Source organism: Micromonospora sp. NBC_01392 (assembly GCF_045040125.1).
Lineage (GTDB): Bacteria > Actinomycetota > Actinomycetes > Mycobacteriales > Micromonosporaceae > Micromonospora.
The window spans coordinates 1375648-1387565 of record NZ_CP109549.1 but is presented as its reverse complement, the minus strand read 5'-3'; the positions used below and the strand labels follow the sequence as shown (position 1 = coordinate 1387565).

The window sequence follows — 11918 nt, the reverse complement described above, 5'->3', positions numbered from 1 at the left end:
TCGCCGTCACCTGGGCCGCGGGGCGGGCTCAGGCCCGGCTGATCGCGTTGGCGTGGATGGCCTCGTTCAGGTAGGCGGCCATCCCCGGCCGGATCGTCTCGAAGTACGCGGTGAACCGCGGGTCGGCCACGTACATGTCGGCCAGCCCGGTGTGGATCTCGTACGAGCAGTCGTACCACCACTCGGTGATGAGCTGGCGGTGCTCCTCGGCCAGCGCCATCGCCTCCGGGCCGTCGGCCGGCGCGCCCGAGTCCATCAGCGCGGCGAACCGCCGCCCCCAGTCCTCGTTCACCGCCTTGTTGCGCAGCCAGTCCTCCTTCGAGTAGCGGCTGGCCCGCTGCTGCGACTGCCGGTACGCCTCGGTGTCACCCCAGCGCTGCTCCACCTCCTCGGCGTGCTCGTCCGGATCGAAGTCCCCGAACACCTCGAACCGCTCCTCCGGCGTCAATCGGATCTCCAACTTTCTCGCCTCCATCGCGCGCTCGATCGCCGCGACCATCTCCTGGAGCTTGCCGATCCGCCCGGAGAGCAGCTCGTGCTGCCGGCGCAGGTGCGCCGCCGGGTCGGCGTCCGGGTCGTCCAGGATCGCGGCGATCTCGTCAAGCGGGAACCCCAGCTCGCGGTAGTAGCGGATGAGCTGGAGACGGTCCAGGTCGCGGTCGTCGTAGCGGCGGTAGCCCGCCGGGGTCCGCCCGCTCGGCCGCAGCAGCCCGATCTCGTCGTAGTGGTGCAGCGTGCGGACCGTCACCCGGGCCGCCCGCGCCACCTGACCCACCGTGTACGCCATGGGTTCCCTCCCTTCCGCGACCAAGGCTCCCGCCTCCCGCAGCGTGAGGGTCAAGTCACCCGCTGATTCTCTCGTGCGCCAGCGTGGGGAGCAGGTCCGGCAGGGCGCTCGGACGGCCGTACCGCCAGCCCTGGCCCTGCCGGCAGCCGATCGCGGTGACCGCCGCGTGCTGGGCGCCGGTCTCCACCCCCTCCGCCACCACCGCCAGGTCGAACGCGCCGGCCAGCCGGTTGACCATCTCCACGGTGGCGTACGCGCGCGAGTCGCCAGCGCCCAGCCGGGACACGAAGGATCGGTCGATCTTCAGCTCGGTGGCCGGGATCCGGTGCAGGTAGCTCAACGACGAGTAGCCGGTGCCGAAGTCGTCGATGGCGATGCGGATGCCGAGGTCGCGGAGCTGGGCCAGCCGGTCGAGCACCGCCTCGCTGCCCTCGATCAGCGCCGACTCGGTGAGTTCCAGGGTGAGCGCGCGCGGCGGCAGCCCGGCCGCGCCCATCGCGCCGGTGACCGTGGCGATCAGGTCCGGCCGGCACAGGTGTGCGGCGGCGATGTTGACCGCGACGGTCACCTCGGGGGCCCGCTCCCGCCAGGTCGCGGCGGCCCGGCACGCCTCGTGGATCACCCAGCGGTCGATGGCCAGGATCAGCCCGGTCTCCTCGGCCAGCGGCAGGAACCGCGCCGGGGTGAGCACGCCGAGCCGGGGATGCCGCCAGCGGACCAGCGCCTCGGCGCTGCGCACCGTGCCGGTGGCCAGGTCGACGATGGGCTGGAACTCCATCAGCAACTGACCCTCGTCGACCGCGCGGCGCAGGTCGGCGATCAGCTCGGCCCGGCTCACCGCCGACTCGCGCAGCTCCGGCGTGCACGTGCGCCAGGCGGACTTGCCGGCCGCCTTCGCCGCGTACATGGCGATGTCGGCGTCGCGCAGCAGGTCGGTGTGCGAGCTGTGCTGCGGGCCGTACTCGGCGATGCCGATGCTGGCCGACGGGTGGACCCCGAGGTCCTCCTCGCCGGGCAGCGGTTCGAGCGCGGCGAGCAGCCGCACGGCGAGCCGCTCGGGGGCCACCGGGCGGTCCCCGGCGACCAGCACCGCGAACTCGTCGCCGCCGAGCCGGGCGATCATCCCGTCCGGGCCGGTCGCGTCCCGCATGCGCGCCGCGATGGTGGTGAGCAGGCGGTCCCCGGCGGCGTGCCCGAACCGGTCGTTGACCTGCTTGAAGCCGTCCAGGTCGAGCAGCACCACGGCGACCGGTCCACCCGCCCGCAGCGCGCGGCGCAGCCGCCGGATGAAGGTCAGCCGGTTGGGCAGGCCGGTGAGCTGGTCGGAGTAGGCCAGCCGGCGCAGCCGGGCGACCAGCCGCAGGTTCTCGTTCGCGGCCAGCCCCTGCCGCAGCGCCAGCACCCCGAGCAGCGCCATCATGCCGACGAAGACCAGGTGCGGGGTCTGCCCGGTGGGCTGCCGGGACACCATCACCGCGACGATCGCGCCGCCCACCGGCAGGTACGGCAGCGCGACCCGCCACCACGGCGGCAGCGGCGACTCGCCGGCGTCGTCCTCCCGGTCACCGCAACCCGGCGCCGGATAGCGGGTGGCCAGGCCGACCAGCAGGTAGCTCAGCGGCCAGCAGACATCGACCGGGTGCCCGGGGGCGTAGCTGCCGTGCGCGACGAGGGAGACGTAGACCGCGTCGGCGCCGGCCCGGATCGCCAGGCCCGCGCCGATCAGGGTGAGCGCCCGCCACATCGGCCGGCCCGGCCCGGCGACCGCCACCAGGATGGTGAGCTGCATCAGGTCGAACATCGGGTAGAGCAGCCCGAACGTGCGCAGCGGGTCGGACAGGTCGGCGGCGGCGAGGTCGCGGAACACCACCACCCAGCCGATCGGGATCAGGGCCAGCCCGACGATCACGCCGTCGAGCAGCGTGCGAGCCTGCCCGATGAGGCTGCTTCCGCCGGCCCGGGAGCAGAGCAGCGCGGCGGTGCCGGTGACGATGCCGGCGGTGAAGAGCCCGCCGACCAGCGGCGTGTGCGGCAGGTCGAGCCCGCTGAGCCGCTCGACCATCCACACCGCACGGCCGAGCGCGGCGAGGGCCATGGTGGTCGCGAGCAGCCACCAGAACCGCCGCAGCGGGACCGGGTGCCGGCGGGCCGCGCCGACGCAGAGCACCGCCGCCCAGCTCGACACCGCCATCGCCCCGAGGTCGCTGACCAGCGCCGCGCCGGGCAGGGCGGCGACCAGCCAGATCATTTCCCCGAGTACGACGACGGCGGCCGCGACGAGTCCGACACGGCCGGCGAGCGGGTGACGGGCCGGCGCCGCGGCGGCGAGGCTCACGTCGTGCGGGGGGACAACGATGCGCTCCGGCTCTCTTCCAGACGTGCGCCCTCGGTGATGAGGACCGGACGGCGGACGACGAACGGCGCAAGCCTAGTCAGCGCCGGGGGCCGCCGCCAGACTCGGTCCGGTGTCGGTCACCGGACGTGACGAGGGCCGTCCCACCCCGGTGGAGACGGCCCGCGTCCTCATCGGACCCCGATGCGGATCACCAGCGGCGGGTGCTGTCCGGCCAGGAGTCGTACGACTGGGCGGAGAGGATCGCGTCCCAGCCGGCGCTGGCCGTGCCGGTCGGCACGTACGCCGCCAGGTCGGCGCCGCTCGTGTCGAACGGCCTGGTTTCCAGGTAGCCGGTCAGCACGCCGTTGGCGTCGCGCCGGTAGTACTGGCCGCCGCCCGGCGAGAAGAGCGACGTGACCCCGGTCCAGCCGCTGGTCGCCGGGTCGAACCGGCCGTCCCAGGCGCCGGCCGGCGTGACGACGTAGGTGGCCAGGGCCCCGGTGCTGGTCGTGGTGATCAGATGCCCCTTGCCGTTGGCGCCGAGGGACTGCACCCCGAAGCCGCTGGCGATCGGCACCACGTGGTTGGGCAGGTCGGTGGTCGCGTCGGCCGGCTTGGCCTTGGCCACCGTGTACCTGTGCAGGACGCTGCCGGCCTGCCCGAAGAGTGAGCCGTTGCCGTCGTAGACCAGCCGGTCGTGCGTCCAGCCGCCGCCGAGGCGTTCGGTGGTGCGGGTGAAGGTGAGCGGCTGGACGCTCGTGACGTCGACCCGGTGGAGGTCACCGCCGTTGGTCACCAGCAGGGTGTCCGAGCTGAGGGTGGCCAGCGCCTTGGGCGTGAAGCCGAGCGTCTGCTCGGAGACCGTCCGCACCACGATCGCGCCGGTCACCGGGTCGAGAGCGGTGTAGGTGAGCCGGCCGTCGGGCCGGGCGCCGAAGACCGAGATGACGCCGTGCCACGGCCGGGCCGACAGCAGGGTCTGGTTCCAGCCGCTGGTGCTGACCGCTGTGGACTTCGTCAGGTCGGCGCCGCTGCCGTCGACCGGGTTCGCGTCGCGGAAGCGGTCCAGCCCGCCGCCGGCCGTGCGGGCGAAGTACCAGCCGCCACCGGGCGAGAGCACGTGGGTGTAGCCGGCCCAGCCGGTCGTGGCGAGCGTGCTGAGGATGAAGCCCTCCGGCCCGCCTCCGTTGATGCGGTAGGAGAGCAGCCGGCCGTCGGCGAGGTTACCGAGGATGCGGCCCGGCGCCGGGGAGGTGAGCGTCTTCTGGCTGAAGCCGGTGGAGACCGTCACCGGGTACCCGAGGTCGTTCTGCGAGGTCGGCTTCTCGGTGGTGAGCGTCCGGCGCCGCAGTTCGTAGCCGATCTGCCCGTAGAGCGAGCCGTAGCCGTCGTAGGTCAGCCGATCGTAGGAGGACCAGCCGTCCATCACCCAGGTGGTGGTGAACGTCAGCGGGTCGACGCCTGTCACGTCCAGCCGGTACATCTTGCCGCCGGTGTCCGTCACCAGGATGGTGTTCTCGTTCAGCGTGGCCATCGCCTTGGGCGTGAAGCCGAGCGTCGCGGTCGACACCCGGTTCGCGCGTAGTTCGCCGCTGGCGGCGTCGATGACGCCGTAGGTGAGCTGCCCGGCGGCCGTCACGCCGAAGATCTGCACGTCGGCGGTCCGCTCGCGGATCCACGCGGTCAGGTCGTCCACCCGGGTGACGGTGGCCCCGTCGCGGGTCTCGGTCTCGCCGAGGCAGCCCTTCTGCCAGGAGGTGTCGCCGATCGCCACGAGCTGCGGCGTACCGGCGACGACGCGGAACGCCGGGCCGCCGGCGTCGCCCCGGCAGATGGTGGCCCCGGCCGAGGCGCCGGTGATGTCGGCGGTCACCGCGCCGACGCCCTGCACCGTGAAGTCGGCCGCGTGCAGGCGGTCCGGCACCCACTCGGTGGCGGTGCGGCCGTACCCGGCGACGGTCAGCGTCTCGGCCGCGGCGGGCGCGGCGGTGGCGAGCGCGACCGGGGTGACGCCGGTGACCGGGTTGGCGAGCCGGAGCAGCGCCAGGTTCCGGTCCGGGTGCGGGAGGACCGCGACGGCGCCGCGCTGGTGCCCGGCGGTGCCGGTCAGGTCGGTGCGCCCGACGACGACGGTGGTGGGGCGGGCCGGGGCCCCGGCGGTGACGGGGCCGGTGCCGTCGGTCAGGCAGGTCTTCGCGGTGACCACGAAGTTCGGGTCGACCAACGCGCCGGTGCAGGCGCGCAGGTCACCGAAGATGATCTTGGCGGTGAAGGCGTAGGTGCCGTCGGGCACCGGGGTGGCACCGCTGACGGCCGACGCGGTCCCACCACCCAGCAGTGTCGAGACGGTGACGACGCCGAGGAGAGCGGCTCCCCACCGGCGGGCATGGTGAACTGACAACGAATCCCCCGTGGTTCGAGTCGGCGCGGACCGGGGTCCGGTCCGGTCCCGCTGGATGTTATCCGGCGGACACGCGTCAGGTAGCGCGCCGGAACATAAGCGCCCAAGGGCGACAACCAGCCGGACCGGACCGGTCCGTCGTCACTGGACGGTGACGTTGTCCACATAGATCGCCGAGGTGCCGCCCGCGCCACTGCCCGGCACGAACTGCACGCCGATCTCCCGCACGTCACCGAGGTTGGCCACGCCGGCCAGCGACAGCGACAGGTTCACCCCGGCCGAGGTGACCGCGACCGAGCCGCCGTCGAACCACTGCCAGCCGGCGCCGGTCTTGACGTAGAGCTTCGCCTGGCTGCCGGTGCCGAAACTGCCCCACGGCGCGACGCGCGCGGTGGCCCGCAGCGTGCCGCGCCCGCTCAGGCTGGTGGTGGCGGTCTTCTTCAGGTACGCGGCCCCGGCGCCCAGGTTGACGTCGGACTTCAGCGAGCGGGTGCCCTCCGCCGCCCACTCGGTGACCTGCCAGGGCCCGCCGGTGACTCCTGCGCCGGTCCAGCCCTCGGTGCCGGACTCGAACCCGTTGAGCAGCGTGCCGCCGGACGGGGGCGGGGTGGTGCCGCCGCCACCCGGCTCGGTGACGTTACCCAGGTCGACCTCGCCCCGGTTGGCGATCCAGGAGTTGGTGAACAGCGTGCTCGCGCCGGCGTTGCGGGCCGGGCCCCAGCCGTCGTTCCAGGCCAGGAAGTAGGACGTCTTCGGGTAGCTCTGCTGGAACGCGGTGACCCAGCGCCCGTAGTCGAACGAGCCCTGGCTGTCCGGCCCGATCTCGGCGAACGCGAACGGCTTGCCCAGCCCGACCAGCTCGCTGTACGCGGACTGGATGCCGGAGACCTGCGGGTTGTCGTCGTACGCGTCCATGCCGACGACGTCCACGTAGGAGTTGCCCGGGTAGTAGGTGGTGCGGTTGCCCCGGCTGAAGTCGGCCGAGTAGACCCAGAGCAGGTTGTCCAGCCCCTTGGTGCCGGTGAGGTAGGTGTACGTCTGCTGCCAGACCTGCTTGAACGTGTTCGGGTCGCGGTTGCCCCACCAGAACCAGTCGCCGTTGACCTCGTGGAACGGTCGGAACAGCACCGGCACCCCGGCGTTCTCCAGGTCCTGGAGGCCGGCGGCCATCTTGTCCTGGAGCTGACGCCAGCGGGCGCCGGCGGCGGTCGACGGGTTGAGCAGGTCGGCGAAGTTGCCCATCGGGGTGTTCAGCCCGCCGCCGTTGGCGTTGGCCGGGCTGGGCAGGTGCACGCTGATGGTGACCAGGCCCCCGCTGGCCGACCAGGACTTCAGCGACGAGTTGCAGGAGTAGTCGACGAGCGCGGTGATGTCGTTGTTGGTCGCCCAGCCGGAGCCGTAGTCGCAGCTCAGGATCGCCGGGTACTGGCCGGTGGCGGCGCGCAGCTCCTCGGTCTGGCTGAGCGAGAAACCGCTGTTGCTGTAGCCGCCGAAGAAGCCGGAGGCGATCCGGTTGCTGCTGCGGTTGGGCAGGTGGGCGAGCCAGTTGAGCACGTTGCGGGTGGCGGTGGACGCGTTGGCGTTGGCCGGGGCGACGGTGTGCGCCTCGGCCGGCGCGACGACGGAGAGCGCGGTGGCGGCGGCCAGGACGGTGGCGGCGGCGGTCGCCGCGAGACGGAACCTGGTGCTTCCCATGGGTCACCTTTTCGGTTCGGGAGGTGGTGTGGCTGCCCCCCAGTGCACTACTGAACCGATTAAGTTTCAAGCATATGAATGAATTGATACGACTACCCGTCGTGATGCTCCGGCGGTCCGCCGTGCGTCCACGGCGTCTCCTCCGGCGTCGGGAACACGCCACCCGGCAGGTAGCCGTCGGAGAGACTCGTCAGGCAGATCCGCTCCCCCACCTCCGGCACGCTGCCGGCCGGCGCGGTCAGCCCGCGCCCCATCCCGCCGGACAGCTCCAGCACCACCTCCGTCTTGCCGTCCCCGCCCGGGGTCACGAACACCACAGTCGCCTTCTGCCCCGGCCGGGCCGGCGAATACAGCGTCGCGCCCACCGGCATCGGCACCGGCTCGACGGTCACCACCTGGATCCGGGGCCGCAGCACCGGCCGCTTCCCCGAGTCGTCCACCCGCTTCGGGTCGGCCAGTGTCACCTCGCCCACGAACGCCTCCCCGGCCAGCCGGTGCTCGGCCATCACCAGCGGATCGTCGTACGCCCGCTGCACCGTCCACGCGGTCAACGCCCGCTCCAGCCGCTGCAACCGCAGCGCCGCGGCCACCGCGCCGTCCCGGCGCGGCTGCGGACCGCCGCCGGCGTCGACGTGCTCGGCGTACCCGGTGAACGCGTCCCGGTCCCCCGCCCACCGACCCGCCACCCGCGCGCCGGGCGGCAACGCCCGCACCAGCCCGACACCGCGCCACATCAGCTCCCAGGTGGGCGCGAGCTGGCCGCGCAGCAGCCCGGCAAGCTCGTCGTACGCCGCCGGATCACCCCCGGCGTACGCCTCGATCGCCGGGGCCAGCCGGTGGTTGTCGAAGTCCGGGTCGGTGGCCGGCCCGGCCGGTGGTACGAGCGCCGGATCCTCGGCCCGGAGCGCCGCCTCGGCCCCGGTCGACCCCGGCGGCGGGTCGAGCCAGCCGAGCACCGCCGGCAGGTGCAGGTCCTCCACCGCGCTCTGCCCGGTCGCCCAGTGCAGCGTCAACGCGTCGGTCATCGCCAGCAGTGCCGCCGAGCCGGGCTGCTCGGCCCGCTCCGCGAAGAACGTCAACCAGCGGCCGAGCAGCGGCACCGACGGGTGCACCGGATGGTCGCCGTCCGGGCGACGGAACCGGGTGGACCGGCCGAACAGCCGCAGGAACGTGATCCCGGCCGGGTTCGGCACCAGCAGTTGCGGCGCGTCGACGTACCGGTGGCGGACGTCCCGGCCCCGGTCCACCGCCACCGCCTCGGTCACGCCGCGGAACGAGTCCAGATAGGGCAGCACGATGCCGGCCAGCTCGGCGGCGAACGCGAACCGCTGGTCCCGGTTGCGGGGCTGCGGCACCACCAGCAGCCGGGCCTCGTCCGGCGCGGCGCCCACCAGCACGGCCAGCGGGGCGTTCGCCTCACCCGCGAGGGCCAGCGGCACCAGCACCAGCGGCCGGTCCGACAGGTGCAGGTGCCGGACCGTGGCCACCGGCTGGGCCCGCCCGGCGGCGACCGCCTGCGCCCGGGCCAGCGCGCGCAGCGTACTCACCGCGGCTCCCCCGCGCGACGCGCCCGCGCGCTCCGGGGCGTACTCATGCGGGGTTTCCGGCGAGGGCGTCGGCGCGCAGGCGCGCGGCGGCCCGCAGCAGCGCGGCGGCCTCCGCCTGCTCCGGCTCCGGGGTACTGACGCCCGCGGCGAGCGCCAGCACGTCCGCCACCGCCGGCACACCGCCGAGCGCCTCCCGGACCGGCCGACCCAGCGCCCCGGTCTGGCCGCGCGCCTCGTGCCGGCAGAAGAAGGCCAGCTCGCAGGCGGCCAGGCAGTCCGGCGCGTAGCGGGCCGGCACCTCGTGCAGCGCGGCGGCCAGCGTGGCCGGATCGGCCGCCGGATCGGCGGTGAAGCCGGCCGGCAGAGTGGCCAGCAGGTCATCGACGCGGGCCATCCGGGCGAGCTGCCGGCTCAGCACCAGGAGCTGCCGGCGGACGTCGAGCAGGCTGGCCACCGGCCGGTTGGCGAAGTCGCGCGGGCAGATCAGCACCACCTCGTGCGAGACCAGCTCCGGATCGCGTCCCCCGGCGGCGAGCAGCTCCCGCAACGCCAGCACGTAGACCGCGGACTGGATCGCGGCGGCGGCCACCTTCGCCGGGTCGGCCTGCCCGTCGATCACCGGGAACGACTTGATCTCCACGACGTGGAACCGGCCGGCCAGCCGGGCGGCGACCAGGTCCGGCTCCAGGTGCACGCGTCGGCCGGCCACGTCCAGACCGAGCAGCGGATGGTCGAACAGCGCCGGAGCGTCCCCGCCGGCCGTCAACGCCGCCCGGGAGCGTTCCGTCCGGTCCTCGTCGCCGCCCAGGTCCGTCCAGGTCGCGCCCGCCGGCACCGGTACGCCGAGCCGCTCCGCCACCAGGCGCAGCAGCTCCACCCCGCCGTCCGCCTTCACCTGCGCCTCGAACGCGTTGCCCCGGGTGATGGCGAACCGGGACTGCCCGAACCGGGCCGGGAAGCCCAGCCGCTCGGCCAGCGCCGGCTTGTCCGCGCCGGCGCTGTCCAGCACGGCGCGCCGGGTGCACCCGGGGTTGCCGGTCAGCGCCGCGATGGTGCGGGCGTTGTGCCGCCGCGGCGGCCCCCCACCCCGAATCTCCCCCAGCCGATCTTCCACCCGATGAAGTGTAAGGACGGGCCCCCTGTTAACGCCTCCGGTAGAGGAGGGTTCCCCTGTTGACACCCGCTCCGGTGGGTCACCGGCCGGGGGAACGGTTCCACGGAGAGCGCGGGGACAGCGCGCCCGCCGCCGGCCGGTTGCGGCGACGGTGCCGACGGCCGGGCGTGCAGGGTGGACGGGCGGCGGTGTGCACCGGTACGGCGGGCGGTGTGACCATCGGCCGCCCCATCAGCCAGCAGAGGAAGCGCGTCACGGTCAGCCGACCGGGAGGCGCTCGGCCTCGGCGCGGGAGATGTCGTACTCGGCGCCGCAGAACGTGCACTGCTGCGCGTACCGGGTGCGCACCGGGATCAGCGGGACGAAGAAGAGGCTGAACTTCGTGGCCCGCCGGGTGATCACCTGTGCGGCCTGGTTGCCGCAGTGACGGCAGACCCGGGTGACGACACCGGAGCGGGTGACCTTGGTCCGCAGCCCGAAGATGAAGAACATCGCCCGGCATTACCCAGCCGCGGCACGTGTTAAGCGGGGGCCCCGCCTCTACCGGAGGCGTTAAGCGGGGCCCCCTCCTTTCATCAGAGCCAGATGGGGCGCCAGGCGGGGAGTTCGTGGAAGCGGCGCAGCTCGGTCAGGCCGGCCACCGTGCCGGTCCAGGCGGCGTACGGGGGGTTGCCCTCGTCGAAGCCGGACTGCACGAACGTCAGCTTCGTCCGGCCGGCGGACTCGGCCAGCTCCCAGGTGCTGACGCCGGTGGGCCCCCAGTCGACGGAGATGGCCCGGCCGGGCGTCACGTCCAGCACCTTGGCCACGTAGCCGGTGTCGAAGCCGCCCATCGCGTAGCGACCGCCCGCCCAGGGTTCGATGCCGATCGGGTAGCCGAACCAGGCGCTGGCCTGCTCCGAGTCGGTCAGTGAGGTCCACACGGCGTCGATCGGGGCGTCGATCAGCAGCTCGCCGCGCAGGTCGGCGGCGGTGAAGTCGGTACGCGGCAGCAGCGGCCGTCCCTCCAGGTGCGCGTTGAGGTTGGCGATCGACAGCGCCCAGTACGTCTGGAGCACGCCCCGGATGCTGCTGCCGCTCATCGCCTCCTCGAAGGAGAAGTGGCTCTGCCGCAGCGTGAGGATCGTGGCGTCGCCGTCGGGCGCCAGCTCGATCTCGGTGGTGGTCTCCACCCCGTCGAGCGTCCACGTGAAGCGCAGTGACGTGTCGTCGACGTGCCGCAGCCGCTGGTGCGGCGCGTCGCCCTCGGGCGTGAAGCGGCCCCAGAACTCGTACCGCCGGGGCAGCTCGACCTCGGCGTGCTCGGCGAGCCAGACGCGCAGCTCGGCCGGGTCGGTCAGCGCGCGGCGGACGGTCGCCACGTCGGCGGCGAGGCGGGCGCGGACGGTCAGCGGCTCAGTCATCGGTGTTGTCGCCTTTCGGGTAGCAGGCCACGGCGAGCTTGAAGGCGTCTCCCTCGGCGCCGCCGTATCGGGTGAACAGGTCCCGCAGCGTCGACTGCAGGTCGTGCAGGAACTCCTGGCGCCGCTCGGCGGGCACCCGGATCTCGCCGGACACACCGATCGAGGGCAGCTCGGGGGCGGCCCGGTCCAGCGCGGCGATGTCCGCCTGGACCTCCTCCATCAGGTCGAGCAGGTAGCCGAGGCTCAGCTCGTCGCGCACCCGGCGCCCGTCGCCGATGCGGCCGACCAGCCGTGGGGAGAGCCAGTAGGACCGGGCGACGGCCTGGTAGATGCCCTCGGTGATGCCGCGCACCTGCCGCTGCGCGACCTGCTCGGCCAGGCCGGCCGCGACCAGTTGCTTGACGTGGTAGTAGACGCGCTGCGGCGTCTGGTCCAGCCGGGCGGCGACCTCGGTGCAGGTGCGCGGCTCGGCGAGCTGCCGCAGCACCTCGATGCGCTGCGGCTTGAGCAGGGTCTCCGCCTGCTCGCGTGCTTCCAGGTACAGGACGTCTCTCATGGCAAAAACAAGTTTGTACGTACAAAATTTGTTTGTCAATGACGTCGACGAGAGGCCGCGCGGTCCGCGCGGCCTCTCGT

The 11918-nt window shown here is 73.4% G+C and carries 9 protein-coding genes; all 9 read right to left on the bottom strand.

Going from position 1 to position 11918, the window contains the following annotated elements; genetic code table 11:
• Nucleotides 1–28: 28 nt before the first annotated feature.
• A complete protein-coding gene (locus OG767_RS06510) occupies nucleotides 29–787 on the bottom strand; it encodes a MerR family transcriptional regulator (protein WP_405092593.1) in 759 nt (252 codons plus the stop codon).
• Between the two features lie 55 nt (nucleotides 788–842).
• Nucleotides 843–3035, bottom strand: coding sequence for a putative bifunctional diguanylate cyclase/phosphodiesterase (locus tag OG767_RS06505; protein WP_405092592.1), 2193 nt, complete (start codon nucleotides 3033–3035; stop codon nucleotides 843–845).
• A 295-nt stretch (nucleotides 3036–3330) separates the two neighbouring features.
• Entirely contained in the window at nucleotides 3331–5523 is a 2193-nt protein-coding gene (locus OG767_RS06500; RefSeq protein ID WP_405092591.1) for a S1 family peptidase, read from the bottom strand.
• Between the two features lie 141 nt (nucleotides 5524–5664).
• Nucleotides 5665–7218 (bottom strand): glycosyl hydrolase, encoded by a 1554-nt coding sequence (locus tag OG767_RS06495; RefSeq protein ID WP_405092590.1) that lies wholly within the window; start codon nucleotides 7216–7218, stop codon nucleotides 5665–5667.
• A gap of 92 nt (nucleotides 7219–7310) precedes the next feature.
• Complete coding sequence (locus OG767_RS06490) at nucleotides 7311–8765, bottom strand: hypothetical protein (protein WP_405092589.1); 1455 nt, start codon at nucleotides 8763–8765, stop codon at nucleotides 7311–7313.
• 43 nt (nucleotides 8766–8808) lie between these two features.
• The gene (locus OG767_RS06485; RefSeq protein WP_405092588.1) at nucleotides 8809–9879 is read right to left on the bottom strand and encodes a hypothetical protein; all 1071 of its coding nucleotides are present in this window, start codon (nucleotides 9877–9879) and stop codon (nucleotides 8809–8811) included.
• Nucleotides 9880–10137: 258 nt separating this feature from the next.
• Nucleotides 10138–10371, bottom strand: coding sequence for a zinc-ribbon domain-containing protein (locus tag OG767_RS06480; RefSeq protein WP_107158271.1), 234 nt, complete (start codon nucleotides 10369–10371; stop codon nucleotides 10138–10140).
• Between the two features lie 83 nt (nucleotides 10372–10454).
• Nucleotides 10455–11282: an SRPBCC family protein gene (locus OG767_RS06475; protein WP_405092587.1), complete on the bottom strand. Its 828-nt coding sequence runs from the start codon at nucleotides 11280–11282 to the stop codon at nucleotides 10455–10457.
• Nucleotides 11275–11838 carry a helix-turn-helix domain-containing protein gene (locus OG767_RS06470; RefSeq protein ID WP_281943911.1) on the bottom strand — a complete coding sequence of 188 codons (564 nt, stop codon included), beginning with the start codon at nucleotides 11836–11838 and terminating at the stop codon, nucleotides 11275–11277. Before OG767_RS06470 ends, OG767_RS06475 begins: the two co-directional genes overlap by 8 nt.
• Nucleotides 11839–11918 lie beyond the last annotated feature (80 nt).

Bases quoted from the DNA above. Each gene is read 5' to 3' on its own strand.
- OG767_RS06480 (WP_107158271.1), bottom strand. From the start codon at position 10,371: ATGTTCTTCATCTTCGGGCTGCGGACCAAGGTCACCCGCTCCGGTGTC.
- OG767_RS06495 (WP_405092590.1), bottom strand. From the start codon at position 7,218: ATGGGAAGCACCAGGTTCCGTCTCGCGGCGACCGCCGCCGCCACCGTC.
- OG767_RS06505 (WP_405092592.1), bottom strand. From the start codon at position 3,035: ATGATCTGGCTGGTCGCCGCCCTGCCCGGCGCGGCGCTGGTCAGCGAC.
- OG767_RS06510 (WP_405092593.1), bottom strand. From the start codon at position 787: ATGGCGTACACGGTGGGTCAGGTGGCGCGGGCGGCCCGGGTGACGGTC.
- OG767_RS06475 (WP_405092587.1), bottom strand. From the start codon at position 11,282: ATGACTGAGCCGCTGACCGTCCGCGCCCGCCTCGCCGCCGACGTGGCG.
- OG767_RS06470 (WP_281943911.1), bottom strand. From the start codon at position 11,838: ATGAGAGACGTCCTGTACCTGGAAGCACGCGAGCAGGCGGAGACCCTG.